Source organism: Limnohabitans sp. Bal53, assembly GCF_003063355.1.
Classification (GTDB): domain Bacteria; phylum Pseudomonadota; class Gammaproteobacteria; order Burkholderiales; family Burkholderiaceae_C; genus Limnohabitans_A.
In genome coordinates this window covers 651,413-667,387 of the sequence record NZ_NESH01000002.1, presented here as the reverse complement: position 1 = coordinate 667,387, position 15,975 = coordinate 651,413, and the positions used below count along the sequence as shown (strand labels likewise).

Sequence of the window (15,975 nt, the reverse complement as noted above, 5' to 3'; positions counted from 1 at the left end):
ATGGCACTGATCGATATTCAAGTCCCCGACATCGGCGACTTCGACGAAGTCACCGTGATTGAGTTGATGGTCAAGGTGGGCGACACCGTCAAATCTGACCAAAGTCTGATCACCGTGGAGAGCGACAAAGCCTCCATGGAAATTCCTTGCAGCCACGCCGGCGTGGTCAAAGAACTCAAAGTCAAGCTCGGCGACAAGGTCAAGCAAGGCTCAGTGGTGTTGGTGCTGGAAGGCGAGGGCGCGTTGCCCGTCATGGCGAGCGACGCGCAGCAATCCACAGCACCTGTCATTGCGAGCGAAGCGCAGCAATCCATGGATCGCGTCGTCCCTCGCGATGACGGTCCTGCGCCTACGGCCGCCAGCTTCAGCGGCCCCTCAGACATCGAGTGCGATGTGCTCGTATTAGGCGGCGGCCCCGGCGGCTATTCGGCAGCCTTCCGCGCGGCCGACCTCGGCCTGAACGTCGTCATCGTCGAGCGCTACGCCACCTTGGGCGGTGTGTGCCTGAACGTAGGTTGCATCCCCTCCAAAGCCTTGCTGCACGTCGCGGCCGTCATGGACGAAGTCAGCCACATGGCTGACTTGGGTGTGGACTTCGGCAAGCCGGTGGTCAACATCGACAAGCTGCGCGGCCACAAAGAGAAAGTCATTGGCAAACTCACAGGCGGCTTGGCTGCCATGGCCAAGATGCGCAAGGTCACCACCGTGCGCGGTTTGGGTCAATTCGTGGGGGCAAACCACCTCGAAGTGAGCGAGACCACCGGCACCGCGCAAGAACAAAACGGCAGCAAAAAAGTGATCGCCTTCAAACGCGCCATCATCGCTGCTGGTTCGCAAGCGGTCCGTTTGCCTTTCATGCCCAACGACCCACGCGTGGTCGACAGCACCGGCGCTTTGGAACTCAAAGAAGTGCCCAAGCGCATGTTGATTTTGGGCGGCGGCATCATCGGCCTGGAGATGGGCACGGTTTACAGCACGCTGGGCGCACGCCTGGACGTGGTGGAAATGATGGACGGCCTCATGCAAGGCGCTGACCGCGACTTGGTCAAAGTCTGGCAAAAGATGAACGCCAAGCGCTTTGACAACATCATGCTCAAGACCAAGACCGTGTCTGCACGTGCCTTGCCCGAAGGCATTGAAGTCACGTTTGCACCGGCAGAAGAGGGCGGCACAGCCCCCGCACCACAGGTGTACGACCTCGTGTTGCAAGCCGTGGGCCGCACGCCCAACGGCAAAAAACTCGCGGCTGAAAAAGCAGGCGTGTCTGTGACCGATCGCGGCTTCATCAACGTCGACATTCAAATGCGCACCAACGTGCCGCACATCTTCGCCATCGGCGACATCGTGGGCCAGCCCATGTTGGCGCACAAGGCGGTGCACGAAGCACATGTGGCAGCCGAAGTGATTGCGGGCGAACTGCAAGGCAACAAAGAGTTGGCAGCCGCGGCGTTCAACGCACGCGTGATCCCGAGCGTCGCTTACACCGACCCCGAAGTGGCCTGGGTGGGCTTGACCGAAGACCAAGCCAAAGCGCAAGGCATCAAGGTGAAAAAGGGCTTGTTCCCTTGGACGGCTTCTGGCCGCGCCATTGCCAACGGCCGCGACGAAGGCGTGACCAAACTGCTGTTTGACGATTCACCCGAGGCCCACGGCCACGGCAAGATCTTGGGCGGCGGCATGGTGGGCACACACGCTGGCGACATGATTGGCGAGATCGCTCTGGCCATCGAGATGGGCGCAGATGCGGTTGACATCGGCAAAACCATCCACCCCCACCCCACGCTGGGCGAAAGCATCGGCATGGCGGCAGAAGTGGCGCACGGCAGCTGCACGGACTTGCCGCCTAGCAAGAAGTAAACGCTTCGCGCTGTAAAAAAGCCGTCAACCTGAGAGGGTTGGCGGCTTTTGTCAAGCTGGTTTGATTCCCATATTAAATCGGTCGGTCAAATGGCAATTTGCCACCAGCCCAAGTGGGTAGATTGTCTTTGTCAGCGAGCCACGCAAGTTCGGCTTGGGTGCTTGGCCGTCCGAAGTCAGTGTTTCTTTGAGGATATCGCCCGAACTTTTGGAGCACTTGCCGATGTTGGTTAACGGCCTGCTTGTTACGTCCTTCAAACAATTTGAAATCAGGATAAGCCTTGATCGCCATATCGATGACTTCGCAAGCGCGCTCTAAATCCGCCAAGTCCTCCGAATGCGCCAGAGCCCAAGGCAACAAATACAAAATGGCTGCTGGCAGTGTGAGCGTCGCCTCAATCTCTTGCGCACTGACCAGTTCACGCACCAATTGCCTGGCAATCGGGTCGTAGGAAAAGGCCTCTGCAGAGCCGCGAAAACACGATCTGGACAGTTGGTCTCCAAGCAACACCTTGGCCACCTTGCCCTCTAAAGTGTCCCACTCCCCCCCGACCAAACTCGGAGGATCGGCTTTCAGCTCGCGCACCACGGGCGCAAAGGGCTGACAGAGATCGTCCAGTGCCCTACCGCTTGCAAACCAAATGCCCAAAAGAGGGCCGACCTTGTCGTCGGTATTCAGGCCACTTTGCACTTTGGGGTCTGCGGTGTCGCAGCCACAGATGTAGTTAAGCACGCTGCGTGGCGAGCGCGGGTTGTCAAGCGCCCGAAGTACATCCGGTAGCTGGCGAAATGTATCCGGGGTAAGTGTGGTGACCAACATGTCGTCTGGGCCTTTCTCTGGGTTGCGGCGCTTTACAGCCCGGACAGCATGCCATTGGAGTTGGCCAGGCCGGTGGTGGGAATGTTCTGGATCACATCCCAGTGTTCCGCGACCTTTCCATTTTCAAAACGAAATAAGTCATAGAACACCGATGGAACACCTTTGACCGTACCTTCCGATATGGTCAACACGAAATTGCCTTCGGCCAGAACCTTGTAGCGCTTCTTATAAACCCATTGCTCCGCACCAAAGGCCGCAAAAATTGCAGAAACGCCATCCCCCACCGTAGGGCTGTGTTGTTTGTAGTCGGGCAAGAAGTTATTAGTGACCACGGCGCCGATATCTGCCGGAACCCCTTCAATGATGGTGTCAATAATGTTGGTGGCCAGCGCCTTGTTGGTGGCAGTTTTTTCCAAATCGGTGATCGCAGTAGTGCCATCGGTCAGGCTTCTGCCTGATGGGTTGAGCGGCGTGTTGGGCATGATTGCATCCCAGTGCTCGGCGACTTTGCCGTTGCCGTCAAACCGGAAGACATCAAAAGTGACCACTTGGTCTGATCCAAACGGCGTAGCTTTGTTCCAGAAATTGTGAACTGCGACAAAGTTGCCGTCTTCAATGACCCGGATGTTGTTGACGGTGGTTCCTGCTGCATCCAGTGTGGGGAAAAGCCCCACAATACCGGCCCTGCCTGTGGGAACGTAGGGGTTGTGCTGAATGAAGCCCTCCCACACCACAGACTCAAAGAGAGGGACGTTCTTCGCATTGACTGCTGCAAAAAAGGTGTCTATTTTTTCCCTCTGTGTGGTCTCGGTATTGGAGCCACCGCAGGCAGTAAGGGATGCCAGCAATGCTGCACCCGCCATCAGATAGACCGTTTTCAGGATCAGTGGTAATTTCTTCATGATAGTGTCGCCTTTCCGTCTACCTGAAACCAAACATGCCGTTGGTATTGGCTAGGCCCTTGGTGGGGATTTCTTGAATCACGTCCCAGTGCTCAACAATTTTGCCGCCTTCAAAGCGCAGCAAGTCGTAAAACGCCACAGCCTTGCCTTTGTGTGTGCCCTCGGCAATAGAGAGGACAAAGTTGCCTTCGCCCAGCACTTTGTGCTGCTTTTTGAACACCCACTGCTCGGTCAGCATAGCGGCCAAGAAGCCTTTTAGGCCGTCCGCTGCCATGGGGTTGTGTTGTTTGTAGTTGGGGGCAAAGTTGGCCTGCACGGCGGCACCGGCTTGTTCGGGCGTGCCGTGGATCAGGGCATCAAACAACTGCTTCACCTGCGCTTTGTGGGCCTCGGTTTTGTCGAAGTCGGTGATGGCGGTTGCGCCATCGGTCAGCGTGCGCCCAGAAGGGTTCGGCGGTGTCTTCGCCATCATCGCGTTCCACAACGCACGGCGCAGACATCCGCCACATACTGGAGCTCATCGGGGTTAATTCAGAGCCGCAGCGCATCACCCCAGCAGGCGGGACGCCGCTGTGTGACGCGTGCGGTCTGCAAACATGCGCTTGTTGCGGTGTGGCACCGGTCTGGAGCGATACGGCACAACCGGCACCCGAATTTGGAGTCGATCAGCACATCAGTTGATAGGGTGCAACAGCGTTTTTGCAAATGCTGAGAGGCAGGTTACGTCTGTCACCGCCAAAATGCGTCATAGCGAAAATCTCGGTCAACTGAGCCGGTGTAGGTACCCATGCCAATCCCAATGGGTAGACTTTTTTGCAATCAAAAAGAATGCAATAATTGCACTTATGCACATGGATTGCCTATCCGTCGATTCAATGCACCCATCTTTATGCGCCAGATGCATAGAAAATTTAAATTCAACTTGATTTTTCAATCAAAGGCAATATTTTCAAAATGAGGCCCTCTTCAAAAATCAACCCTATACACTCATTTAAGTTAATTTTGTTACTTTTAATCTTTGCCGGACCAGCAAACGGAGAGGATTTATTTAGAACCCTATCTCTAACTGAAAAGTTACAGATCGCAAGCAACGTTTCTTCACGTTGCACAATTAACTTCAAACAACAAACCACCAAAATATCCAATCAATACATTCAGGGAGTTTGCAGTTGTATTGGCAATCAAATGGCCGAATTGCTTACTCCATTCGATATTTTAGAAGAATCTCAAAAGAATCCAAATTACGTTATTGACGACGCAACTAACTTTCGAAAAATTCAAAAATTATCGATATCAAGATGCACAAATACAAATCCATAATTATTTCAACTTGTCTAGCCATTTGCGTGGTTACTACTGCTCTTGGGCAATCTTTTCCCCAGGATAAGTTAGGCTTAAGTTGTTTCTTCGCGGGTGAAACTCAGCTTCCACCATCTACTTACATAATTGATTTAAAAAATGGGATTGCCTCACAAGATCAAAAATTTTTCGGTCCAGTTGTTTCAGTATCCGATGATGCTATTATTTTTAAAATTGCGGACAATAAAAATAATTTAGACTTTACTTATAGTTTAAATAGATGGAGTGGTGATATAGCAGTTTTTGATAAATCTGGCGTATTTACCAAGTTATGGTTTAAGTGTTCAAAAATTAGCAGAATGTTTTGACATTCATGGAGGAGCTAAAAGAATTTGACCTTGGTTGGACTTGGCAGGTTAGATCCTCTTGGCCGACCAACTCGCATAGCAGACCATATTGAGTCTGTACCAATTCGGTGACAGCACCTTTGTCACCGGCTACTTCAACATCGAGTATTTCCTCGAATGCAACCACCAGGATTTCGTGACTATCCAACCCAACCACCGAAGAAGCCACCATGACCGCATCAACACGATACAAACTGTTTTTGAACGCCGTCCTTGGCATGTTCCTAGTCGTTGGCAAGGTTGAAGCGCAAACCTACCCAATTACCCCGGAGCAAGCCGCGAATCGTGCGGCCTTAGTCGATGATTGGGTTGACGGCGGTCACCGCTACTGCATCCTCAATGGAGGCGGTATAAATTTTTGTGGCTGCATTGCTGGCGGTATTCGCGAAACCCCGGTGGTAGATATCCTTGTTGTCAAAGCCCTGCTCGCCAAGGATATCCCTATCGCAAACACCCGCGCCGTCAAGTACGTTGAACACGTTTACCGAGTTTGTTCACATCGTTAAAACGCGGTTTAACCGTGAAGCGCTATTCACCAATACCAATAGCGATTTGTAGTTGGTGCGGCAACCAAATGGAGAAATCACTATGACTGCTATGGCGACTATCGCTTTTATCGCTTGGATTTTATATTGGGCGGATTCAAGTACGAACTGCAACACGGTTTAACGAGGCGTGAAACACCTCGTGGGGTGTCTTGAATCCCAGCCGCTTTCTGGGCCGGTGATTCAATCTGTTTTCGATCATAGTCAACTCTTCATCTGTGACAGTTTCCATGCGCCGCTTTTTGGGAAGGCGGATTCAAGTACGAACTGCAACACGGTTTAACGAGGCGTGAAACACCTCGTAGGGCGTCTTGAATCCGAGCCGCTTTCTGGGGCGGTGATTCAATCTGTTTTCGATCATAGTCAACTCCTCATCGGTGACAGTTTCCATGCGCCGCTTTTTGGGAATGTATTGGCGCAGCAAACCATTGAAGTTCTCGTTGCTGCCGCGCTGCCAGCTGCAATACGGATCGGCAAAATAAGTCTGGATGCCAAGGGTCTGATCGATGGCCTGGTGATCGGCAAACTCCTTGCCGTTGTCCACCGTCAAGGTCTTCACCCGTGAGTTCAAGGGCTTGAGCTTGGCTTCAATGGCCCGCGCCACCAAATCAGCCGTCTTGTTGGACACCTTGGCCAGCACAGCAAAGCCACTCTTGCGTTCTACCAATGTCACGATGGCTTGTTTGTGAGCCGCGCCAATGACGGTATCTCCCTCCCAGTGGCCCACTTGCTTGCGATCTTCAATGTGACTTGGTCTCTCGCTGATCAGGCGGCGGTTCGGGATCTGGCCACGCCTGTCACGCCCGCACAGGTGGCGTTTGCGCCGGGGCTTTTGGCTGCGCAGGTTCTTGTGTAAATCACCACCGGCGGCTTTGTTGGCATACACATGCAAATAGACGCTCTCATGGCTGACCGCCACCTTGCCTGCAATCTGCTCGGGGCTCCATTGAATGCCAAGGTAGAAATCCACATCGGACCAGACTTTGGAATCTACACGGCGGGCATTACGGCTTCGCTGTGCTCGCTCAGACGCCTTGGCGCAGGCTTGTTCGGCTCGATAGCCACGCTGACCTCGGCCACGACTGAGGCGGTGGAGCGTTGCTAGGCGCGGCGTTGTTGCGTTTGCCTAGAACTTCAAGCCGCCAACCCATTCAAATAATCATCCGCCCGCGTCACCTGTATCTCGCCCAGCACATGGCTGTGCGGCAAATGGCGCACCACTTGCTCTGCCTCATTACCCTCGACGCTGACAAGCGCCGCCATTGAAGCCCCGAACTGGGAACGGTCCGGGTTTTTTTATGTTCAGGTATTGCCACGAGATACGGGATAACCCTATAATCATTTCTGAATTTTCAGTATTTACTGAAAATTCTTAAACAAAAGCCAACGTCACCCCATGCCCATTTCTGACCAAATTCCTGCCCTCAACCGAGAGTTCATCGCCCATTTCGGTGAAATGGGCAGCAAATGGGGCATCAACCGCACCGTGGGTCAAATTTATGCGCTCATTTATGTGTCACCGCAGGCATTGAATGCCGATGAGATTGCGGAGGCGCTGGAATTCTCTCGCTCCAATGTGAGCATGGGCCTCAAGGAGTTGCAGGCCTGGCGGCTGGTGCGTTTGCGTCATCAAGCGGGTGACCGGCGCGAATACTTTGAGGCACCCGCTGACATTTGGGAAATCTTTCGAGTCTTGGCCGAAGAGCGTCGTCGCCGTGAAATCGAGCCCACATTGTCCATGCTGCGAAGCGCTTTGCTTGAAACGCCCACTACCGACGCAGAGCGGCATGCCCAGCAGCGCATGCGCGAAATGCACGACCTGATCGACCGCCTCATGACTTGGTTTGACGACGTGCAAAAGCTCGCGCCCGAGACCGCCATGCAGCTCATGGGCATGGGCGCCACGGTGACCAAAGTGCTCGAATTCAAAGACCGTCTGACAGGGCGAGCCAACAAAGCGCCTGCATCAACCTGACACGCCAAGGCGAATGATCCCCAAAGAAAGCCACCATGGACATCGACGCACTCATCCTCTCTCGTATCCAGTTTGCTGCAAACATCAGCTTCCACATCCTGTTCCCCACCATCACCATCGCGCTGTGCTGGTTCTTGCTGTTCTTCCGTTGGCGCTTTGCCCGCACCCATGACCAGGCGTGGGAAGAGGCCTACTATTTTTGGACCAAGGTGTTCGCGCTCACCTTTGCGCTGGGGGTGGTCTCGGGCATTGTGATGAGCTTCCAGTTCGGCACCAACTGGCCAGGTTTCATGGAGCGCACGGGCAATATTTCAGGGCCGTTGCTGGGCTATGAGGTGCTGACAGCGTTTTTTCTGGAGGCCAGTTTTCTGGGCATCATGCTGTTTGGCCGTGGCCGGGTGAGTGAGCGGGTGCACCTGATCGCCACATTTTTGGTCGCGTTCGGCACCACCATGTCGGCTTTCTGGATCCTGAGCCTGAACTCCTGGATGCACACCCCGGCAGGTTTTGAAATCGTCAACGGCCAATTCATCCCCACCGATTGGCTGGCGGTGGTCTTTAACCCTTCATTTCCCTACCGCTTCTCGCACAAGTTGCTCGCTTCGGCACTGACCGCGTCGTTTTTGATCGCTGGTCTGTGCGCTTGGCAACTGATCAAAGGCAGCGCCACGCGCGGCACCCACAAAGCCATGCGTGCGGCCGTTTTCACCGCCGCTTGCGTGATGCCGCTTCAGTTCCTTGTGGGTGACATGCACGGCCTCAATACGCTGGAGCACCAGCCTGCCAAGGTCGCTGCCATGGAGGGCATCTGGGAGACCGAGCGTGGCGCACCGCTGACGCTGTTTGGCATTCCTGACCAAGAAGCACGCACCACCCACTACGCGGTGAAGATCCCCAAAGTGGCCAGCCTGATCTTGACCCATGAGCTCGACGGCGAAGTCAAGGGCATCAACGAATTTGAAGGGGCACACCCACCCGTGGCGCCGGTGTTTTATGCCTTTCGCGTGATGGTGGGTGTGGGTTCGCTGATGCTGCTGGTGGCGGGTTTCACCGCCTGGCGCTTGTGGCTTCAGCGCAGGCAGCCAGAAGTGACACTGCCCAAGCCCCTGCTTTGGGTGCTGTCGGGCATGGCGTTCTCCGGCTGGGTCGCCACGCTGGCGGGCTGGTACGTGACCGAGATCGGTCGCCAGCCCTTCCTGGTGCATGGCTTCATGCGCACCAGCGAAGCCGCCACCACCTTGCCTCCGCCCTATATTGCGCTCACTTTAACGGCTTACCTGGTGGTTTATGGCCTGCTGTTGGTCACTTACGTCGGCGTGTTGAAGTACATGGCAGAGAACCCCAAAGAACACAAACAAGAAGCGCCCACGGTTGCCTTGTTGGGCAAAGCAGGGGTGTGATGTCCCACTCCCAGCTGTTCTGTATTTGAAAATGATTTTGAAAGGCGACCATGACTTGGGCTGAATTTCTGCCATTGTTTTTCCTGGCTGTGATGGGGTTGTCCCTGCTGGCTTATGTGGTTTTGGATGGTTACGACCTGGGCGTTGGCTTGCTGCTCTTGCAAGCGACCGACGCGGAGAAGGACACCATGATCGCCAGCATCGGCCCCTTTTGGGACGCCAATGAGACCTGGTTGGTCCTGGGCGTGGGTGTGTTGTTGATCGCCTTTCCGATGGCCCATGGCCTGGTCCTGCAGGCCTTGTACCTGCCCGTGGCGATGATGTTGATTGGCTTGATCTTGCGAGGCGTGGCGTTTGACTTCCGCGTGAAAGCGCCGCTGCGTTACAAGCCGTTCTGGAACCGCGCGTTTTTTGCCGGCTCGCTCATGGCCAGTGCATCTCAGGGCTGGATGCTGGGCAGTTACATCACCGGCTTTGCCAGCGGTCCCCTGGGCTGGGCATTTAGCCTGGGCATCGCCGTCACCTTGCCTGCGGCTTATGTGCTGCTGGGCTCGGGCTGGTTGATCATGAAAACCGAAGGCGACCTGCAGCAGAAGGCTGTGCGCTGGGCGCGGCTTGTGCTGTGGCCCATGGCAGGCGCTTTGCTGGCCATCTCGGCGGCCACGCCGCTGGTCAAAGAGGGCGTGCTGGAGAAATGGTTTGGTGTGCCGCAGGTGTTTGCCTTGCTGCCAGTGCCCCTCATGTGCGCTCTGGCTTTTTTTGCCATGCGCTGGGTGCTCACGCGTGCGAATTTGGTGAACGCGGGCTATGGCTGGCTGGTGTTCGCCAATACCGTGCTGATTTTTGTGCTGGCCTTTTTCGGCTTGGCCTACAGCATCTTCCCCGACATCGTGATCGGCCGCATGACGGTGTGGGAAGCTGCCATCAGCACGGCTTCGCTGAATGTGATTTTTTTCGGTGTGGCGATCACGCTGCCGGTCATCATCGGCTACACGGTGTTCATGTACCGCGTGTTTTGGGGCAAGGCGACCGCGCTGAAGTACGGCTGAGCGTCACACGTCTGGTTCAGGGCTGAACGGCCCTGGGCACAGAGGCGGCTGATTCAGCTTCGAAAGTGGCGAAATGCAAAGTCAGTGCGCCCCGAGGTAACACCCCTCAGCCCGCGCCCCATCCACTTCATCACCTTCTTCGCTGCACAGCGCCGCAATCAAGGTTGGGTCCACCACTTGGCCGGGTAGCAGCAGTTCTTCATTCGTCCAGCGCTTGACCAAGTGGCCATTGGCCACACCGCCGGTGTGGGGGGCTTGGTAGGCGCGGCGGTGTTGCATGGTGAGCCGGCTGTTGGCGTTGGCAATAAAGCGGCTTTCGCCCAAGGCCCAAGGTTCAAAGTAGGCGTTGGCGGCGGCATCGACTTGGCGGAAGAAGCTGCGGGCGCCTTCGGCGTTGAGCTTTTTGCGCACGGTGCGGGTGATCAGGCCTTGCAAGTGGTCTAGCGCGGCAGCCTCCATTTGGCTCAAGGCTTCGGGGCTCATGTCTTGTGTGGTCAGCGCCGCTATCTTGGCCAATTCGGCGGGTAACTCGGCAGCTAAGACTTGCACCATGGCTTTGACCACATCGCGGTGCGGTGCTACGGCGGTGGCCACGCCGCGTGTTTGCGGTTGGATGGGGCAGCGGATTTCCACAAAGCGCGGTTTGACGGGGCCGGTGCAGCCGTCGTGGTGGTAGTACTCGCCTTGGCTCAGGCGCCCTTTGCTGGAGCGTCCGCGCACGTCGCGGTAGGTGGGGTGCCCGGTGTGGACGTTCAGGCAGACTACCAAGCCGGTGTCATCGACCAGTTGGTAAAAGGCTTCGCGCCATTCGGGCAACAGCAGTTTGTTGTGCAAGTAGTCGGTTGGGGCTTGTGACTCTTGACCCACTTCACCTTCAATCACCAACACAAAGGGCTTGGGTCGGCGCACCCGCCACAAAGCGTTGGCGAAGTTCAAAGTTGAGTGTGTGTGGGCAGGGGGGAGTGGGGCGATTGTGCTGGGGACCATGCCGCAATTTTAGGGGGCGGACATGTTCAATCGACATACCCCGGGTTCACCCGGTCGACCACGCGCATCATGGCTTCAAAAAAGAGGTGCTCGCGTTCGCTGCGGGGATGGCGGTCTTGCGGGCTGGGGTTTTTGATGCGCTGGATGACGGATTCGGTCAGCACGTTCAGGGGCTGGCCAGTGCCCATGGCCAGCACTTGGGTGCGGCAGGCTTTTTCGAGTTTGTAGAGTCTGCGGTAGGCTTGCGCCACGGTGTCACCGACCGTCATGACGCCATGGTTTTTCATGAAGAGCACGGTTTTGCCGCCGCTCATGAGTTGTGACAGGCGTTCCCCCTCAGACAGGTCTGCCGCCAGCCCCGTGTAATGGTCGTCGTAGGCAATGACGCCATCAAAGAAAGCCGCAGTTTGCGTGGCGGGCAGCAAGCGGTTGGCTTTGAGCATGTTCAAGGCCGTGGCCCAAGGCTGGTGGGTGTGCAGCACCACTTTGGCGCCCGTGAGGCGGTGCACCGGGGCGTGAATGGATTGCGCTGACAACTCCACCACGCCTTCGCCCTCCAGGGTTTCGCCCGCTTCGTTGAAAACCATCATGGTGCTGGCACGGGCCTCGGACCAGTGCACACCAAAGGGCGAAATCAGGTATTGGTCTTCACGCCCCGGCACGGCCACGGTGAAGTGGTTGTCGATGCCCTCGTCAAAGTCGTGCATCACCGCCAAACGCAGGGCGGCCGCCAAGTGCACTTTGGCTTGCCAGACAGGGTCATTGGGGTTGTGTGCGGGTGCTGCAGTGGTCGACATGTGCAATCTTTCGGGCGATGAATGAGCCCTGACTCTATGCATCAGCCGCCTGGGTGCCTGTCACTTTGGCAGCAAATCCTGCAGGCTGAGTGTCAAATGGGCCCCATGATCAGACCGACTGGGGCAATGCGGTGTCATCTGGCGCTTCCAGTCGATAACCCAAACCGCGCAGGGTCTGTATCAGGGGGCTGTCGCGGCCTTCGTCGATCTTGCTGCGCAAGCGCCGAATGTAGACATCCACCACGTTGGTCAGCGGGTCTTCGTTCAGGCCCCAGACACTGGACAAAATGCGCTCACGGCTGAACAGCCTGCCCGGCTCGCTCATCAACAGTTCCAGCAGCGCCAGCTCTCGCGCCGTCAGGTTCAGGGCTTCGCCTGCTCGGCTGGCCCGCATGCTGTTGCGGTCAAGCACGATGTCGGCCACCTGCAACTGGCTGGGGCGACTGACCATGCCCTGTGCGCGTCGGCCCAAGGCCTCCAGCCGTGCGAGCAGTTCTTCGAACTCGAAGGGCTTGCACAGGTAGTCGTCAGCCCCCATGCGCAAGCCTGCGACGCGATCTTCTAAGGTGCTCAGCGCCGTGAGCATCAGGATGGGGAAGGGCACAGCTTGGGCCCTCAGGGTTTGGCAAATGTCCAGGCCGTTCATGCCCGGCAGCATCAGGTCGAGCACCACCACGGTGGGGATGTGGCTTGTGGCGTTTGGCCGGGCTGCGTCTAGCACCAAGGCAAGTCCCTCGGGGCCGGTGGCTGCGTGCTCTACCTGCAGCCCCTCTGCAATCAGGCCGCGTTGCAAAAAATCGGCGATGCGCGGGTCATCTTCGATCAGGATGATGTTCATGGTGGGGCTGGGTGGGGTCAACATGGAGGCCATGCCTGTCAGCTGGTTGTGGGTGCAGCGGAGGACGGGGAGGTCAGCAAAGGCAGACTCAGCTGCACGCGGGTGCCCTGGCCTGTGGTTTCGTCGGCAGGGCTTTCCAGGGACAAACTGCCACCATGGGCCAGGGCCCAAGCCTTGGCGATGGGCAAGCCCAGGCCGCTGCCGGCGGCGCGGTGCAGACGGGCCGTGCGCCCCCTGAAATGCCGATCAAACACCTGATGCAGCTCTTCGGCTGGAATGCCGATGCCTTGGTCAATCACCTGCAGCACCAGCATCGGGGGCGTTTCGTCACTGCGCCACCAGCGCAGACTCACACAACCATCCGGGTGGGAGTAGCGCACCGCGTTGTCTAGCAACAAGAGCAGCAGCTGACACAAACGCTGCGCGTCGCCCATGACGTGCACGGCAGCGGCGGGCATGGCTTGTGCGTCGATCCGGATGTGCCGCTCTCCCGCCAAAGCTTGCGCCTGCGCCAGCGCATCGGCCAGGGGGGCGGACAGGTCGACCCGCTGTTGCACCATGCTCAGGGTCTCCATGTCGCTGCGGGCCATGGCCAGCAAGTCGTCGATCACCGAGCCCAGTTGCTTGGAGGTCATCACGATGCGCTGCAGCGCTTGCCGGTATTGCGCCGCTGGTCGCTCGCCTCCGCGCAAGGTGATTTCGGCCTCACCTCGGATGGCGGTGGTGGGGGTGCGCAGTTCGTGGCTGATGTCGGCCAGCAACTGGCGCCGGCGCGTGTCGGTTTGCTGCAGCGACTGGTTGGCCTCGTGCAAGGCGCTGGTGCGCTCGCGCACTTGGCTCTCCAGCCGTTGACGGTGTTCGATTTCTTGTTGTTGGTGCTTTTCTAGCTCGGCGGCCATCGCGTTCATGCTGCGGGCCACATCAGAAAACTCATCTTGATCGTCGAGTGGAACACGGTATTGCAGACGACCTTGGCGCAGCCTGCGCGCGCCTTGCACCAACTCATCGATGGGGCGGCGCAGTGCCCGTTCAAAGTAGAACGTGGCACCCAAAGCCAGCAAAGCCAGGGTCAAGGCCATGCCAATCCACAGCCAGCGAATGCGTGCCAGCGTGGCGTCGGCAGCCAAGCGTTCGCGCTGCATGGCGGCACTTTCGCGGGCGACGCTTTGGGCGATAAGTTCCCGCAAATCGCGGCCCTCTGATTTGTCAAATACCTCACTGAGTGATTCCCAGCCCAGCCGCGCGGGCATGTTGGCGGGCAGGGTTTGAATCTGCGCCAGGGCTTGGCCGAGTGCGTGAACGTTTTGGCCCAGCACCTGCAAAGCGTCAGTTCGGGCGGCGTGTTCTTCGCTGTCCCGGCCTTGGAGCAGGCCCAAGGCGGCTGATTTTTGGGCCAGCAAAGCCAATTCGCCCAAGCTTTGCTGCATCTGCTCAATCAACGCATCGCGCTCTGAGGGATTGCCACCAGCGCCGATTTTGTGCTGCGTGACCCACGAACGCAGGTGCTGCTTGGTGGCCGACAGTTGCACAAACCCCTGGTGGATGTCGCTGGCCAAACGCCCGCGCACCACTTGGCGTTCGGCCTCGCGCAAGGCAAACACCGCCCCCAAGCCTTGCAAAACGATGCACGCGGCCAGAAAAATCAACACCCCACTGAGTTGTCTACGGAACATCGTTCGATTGTCACCGCCACGGCCCCATTTCGCGTCCGTTTCATCTGCGGTTAATGCAAGTCCGTGGCTGGGTAGAGCGCGTGCGCCGCGCATGGTACGCGCCTACAATGCACGTTTCACCGGGGGTGCTCTGGCTGCGCTGTGCAGCGGGGGCTGAGACATACCCCTCTCACCTGATCTGGGTTGTGCCAGCGTAGGGAGCGTGAAGCAATGGCCACCCTCAGCACTCAGCGTGCACCAAGGCTTTGCGCTTCATGCCCCGAGCGGGCTTGTGGCAAGAAAGGCATCGGTACATGTGGCAAAGGTTTAAGCGTTTTGGGATTTCTGCAGCAGCAGCGGCTGGCCTGGGTGCCTGTCTTGCGGCTGTGCCTTCTTGGGCTTGGGCACAAGCGGGCTCGGCTGCAGGCTCGCCACTGCGGGTCATGACGCACAGCTCTTTTGACCTGCCCAAACCCTTGTTGGCCCGTTTCGAGCAAGAGGCGGGCGTGAAGCTGCAGCTCATCAAGGGCGGAGATGCAGGTGAGATGCTCAACAAACTCATCTTGAGCCAGGCCGCGCCCGTGGCCGATTTGGTCTACGGCATCGACAACACCTTGCTGCCTCGCGCTCTGGCCAGCGGCATTTTGGCCCCGTTGCCACAGGCTGCAGGCTCTGAAGCGCAACGCCCAGCCCTGGCCCGAATGGCGGAGACTGCGGGGCCGGATGGTGTGGTGGGTGGCTTGGTGCCCATCAATTACGGCTACGTGAACCTGAACATCGACAAAGCCTGGTTTGCCCAAAAAGGCCTGGCTCTGCCCCAGAGCTTGCAAGATCTGAGCAGCCCAGCTTACCGGGGTTTGCTGGTGGTGCCCAACCCGGCCACATCGAGTCCGGGCCAGGCCTTCATGCTGGCCACCGTGGCCGGCATGGGCGAGCAAGCCGCTTTTGACTGGTGGGCCCGCATGCGGGCCAATGGCCTCAAAGTGGTCAAGGGCTGGAGTGAGGCTTATTACACCGAGTTCAGCCGCAACGGCGGCAGCCGCCCTATCGTGGTGAGCTATGCCACCAGTCCTGCAGCCGAGGTGTTCTACAGCAAGGAAAAAATCAGCGCCTCACCCACAGCGAATTTATTTTTGCAGGGGGCTGTGTTTCGCCAAGTCGAGGGGGCTGCCTTGCTCAAAGGGGCCAGCCCAGCAGCCAAGGCCGCAGGGGTGAAGTTCATTGAATTTTTGCGATCTCCTGCGGTGCAACAAGCGCTGCAAACTTCGATGTGGATGTACCCCGCTGAGCCGGGCTCGCCACACGACGCGGTCATGCAACACGCGCAGGAGCCCACCCGTTTTGAAGTTTTGCCCCTGCCCGCCTTGACTGCGCAAGCGGCCCGCTGGCAGCAGCGTTGGACACAAGTGGTGCTCAAGTAATGGCTGCTCAAGTCATGGGCGTGCAA

The 15,975-nt window shown here is 57.5% G+C and carries 15 protein-coding genes, 1 pseudogene and 1 riboswitch; of the genes and pseudogenes, 7 read left to right on the top strand and 9 right to left on the bottom strand.

Annotation, left to right across the window (positions count from 1 at the left end; translation table 11 throughout):
* Positions 1-1,857, top strand: a complete 1,857-nt coding sequence (lpdA, locus tag B9Z50_RS08055; RefSeq protein WP_108363116.1) for a dihydrolipoyl dehydrogenase — start codon at positions 1-3, stop codon at positions 1,855-1,857.
* A gap of 73 nt (positions 1,858-1,930) precedes the next feature.
* Here the strand turns inward: lpdA and B9Z50_RS08050 are convergent, their stop codons facing one another.
* The 4 genes from B9Z50_RS08050 to B9Z50_RS17425 all read right to left on the bottom strand — a co-directional run bounded on the left by B9Z50_RS08050 (position 1,931) and on the right by B9Z50_RS17425 (position 4,688).
* Positions 1,931-2,677, bottom strand: a complete 747-nt coding sequence (locus tag B9Z50_RS08050) for a DUF924 family protein (protein ID WP_199221691.1) — start codon at positions 2,675-2,677, stop codon at positions 1,931-1,933.
* Positions 2,678-2,709: 32 nt separating this feature from the next.
* Complete coding sequence (locus tag B9Z50_RS08045; protein WP_108363115.1) at positions 2,710-3,579, bottom strand: nuclear transport factor 2 family protein; 870 nt, start codon at positions 3,577-3,579, stop codon at positions 2,710-2,712.
* Positions 3,580-3,598: 19 nt separating this feature from the next.
* Positions 3,599-4,048 carry a nuclear transport factor 2 family protein gene (locus tag B9Z50_RS08040; RefSeq protein ID WP_158270648.1) on the bottom strand — a complete coding sequence of 150 codons (450 nt, stop codon included), beginning with the start codon at positions 4,046-4,048 and terminating at the stop codon, positions 3,599-3,601.
* A gap of 448 nt (positions 4,049-4,496) precedes the next feature.
* Positions 4,497-4,688 carry a hypothetical protein gene (locus B9Z50_RS17425; protein WP_146183183.1) on the bottom strand — a complete coding sequence of 64 codons (192 nt, stop codon included), beginning with the start codon at positions 4,686-4,688 and terminating at the stop codon, positions 4,497-4,499.
* 189 nt (positions 4,689-4,877) lie between these two features.
* Here B9Z50_RS17425 and B9Z50_RS17420 point away from each other — a divergent pair, with 189 nt between their 5' ends.
* Both B9Z50_RS17420 and B9Z50_RS08030 read left to right on the top strand, forming a co-directional pair.
* A complete protein-coding gene (locus B9Z50_RS17420; RefSeq protein ID WP_146183182.1) occupies positions 4,878-5,246 on the top strand; it encodes a hypothetical protein in 369 nt (122 codons plus the stop codon).
* 209 nt (positions 5,247-5,455) lie between these two features.
* On the top strand, positions 5,456-5,791 hold the full coding sequence (locus tag B9Z50_RS08030; RefSeq protein ID WP_146183181.1) for a hypothetical protein: 336 nt from the start codon (positions 5,456-5,458) through the stop codon (positions 5,789-5,791).
* 295 nt (positions 5,792-6,086) lie between these two features.
* Here B9Z50_RS08030 and B9Z50_RS08020 read toward each other — a convergent pair.
* A pseudogene (locus B9Z50_RS08020) lies at positions 6,087-6,917 on the bottom strand (IS30 family transposase); the annotation flags it as partial.
* 309 nt (positions 6,918-7,226) lie between these two features.
* On the opposite strand from B9Z50_RS08020, the gene B9Z50_RS08015 reads away from it, so the two are divergent.
* Genes B9Z50_RS08015 through B9Z50_RS08005 form a run of 3 tightly spaced genes read left to right on the top strand, consistent with a single transcriptional unit; the run spans position 7,227 to position 10,254 of the window.
* The gene (locus tag B9Z50_RS08015; protein ID WP_108363110.1) at positions 7,227-7,805 is read left to right on the top strand and encodes a GbsR/MarR family transcriptional regulator; all 579 of its coding nucleotides are present in this window, start codon (positions 7,227-7,229) and stop codon (positions 7,803-7,805) included.
* 41 nt (positions 7,806-7,846) lie between these two features.
* Complete coding sequence (locus tag B9Z50_RS08010; protein WP_199221714.1) at positions 7,847-9,205, top strand: cytochrome ubiquinol oxidase subunit I; 1,359 nt, start codon at positions 7,847-7,849, stop codon at positions 9,203-9,205.
* Between the two features lie 50 nt (positions 9,206-9,255).
* On the top strand, positions 9,256-10,254 hold the full coding sequence (locus B9Z50_RS08005) for a cytochrome d ubiquinol oxidase subunit II (protein WP_108363108.1): 999 nt from the start codon (positions 9,256-9,258) through the stop codon (positions 10,252-10,254).
* An 81-nt stretch (positions 10,255-10,335) separates the two neighbouring features.
* Here B9Z50_RS08005 and B9Z50_RS08000 read toward each other — a convergent pair whose 3' ends face one another.
* From B9Z50_RS08000 to B9Z50_RS07985, 4 genes are all read right to left on the bottom strand, one after another.
* The gene (locus tag B9Z50_RS08000; protein WP_108363107.1) at positions 10,336-11,190 is read right to left on the bottom strand and encodes a hypothetical protein; all 855 of its coding nucleotides are present in this window, start codon (positions 11,188-11,190) and stop codon (positions 10,336-10,338) included.
* Positions 11,191-11,267: 77 nt separating this feature from the next.
* Positions 11,268-12,038: a class II aldolase/adducin family protein gene (locus B9Z50_RS07995; protein ID WP_158270647.1), complete on the bottom strand. Its 771-nt coding sequence runs from the start codon at positions 12,036-12,038 to the stop codon at positions 11,268-11,270.
* 109 nt (positions 12,039-12,147) lie between these two features.
* Positions 12,148-12,876 carry a response regulator transcription factor gene (locus B9Z50_RS07990; protein WP_108363693.1) on the bottom strand — a complete coding sequence of 243 codons (729 nt, stop codon included), beginning with the start codon at positions 12,874-12,876 and terminating at the stop codon, positions 12,148-12,150.
* Positions 12,877-12,914: 38 nt separating this feature from the next.
* Positions 12,915-14,549, bottom strand: a complete 1,635-nt coding sequence (locus B9Z50_RS07985; RefSeq protein WP_158270646.1) for a cell wall metabolism sensor histidine kinase WalK — start codon at positions 14,547-14,549, stop codon at positions 12,915-12,917.
* A gap of 111 nt (positions 14,550-14,660) precedes the next feature.
* Positions 14,661-14,767, top strand: a riboswitch (TPP riboswitch).
* A 75-nt stretch (positions 14,768-14,842) separates the two neighbouring features.
* Here B9Z50_RS07985 and B9Z50_RS07980 point away from each other — a divergent pair.
* Positions 14,843-15,949 (top strand): thiamine ABC transporter substrate binding subunit, encoded by a 1,107-nt coding sequence (locus B9Z50_RS07980; protein ID WP_108363104.1) that lies wholly within the window; start codon positions 14,843-14,845, stop codon positions 15,947-15,949.
* Positions 15,950-15,975 lie beyond the last annotated feature (26 nt).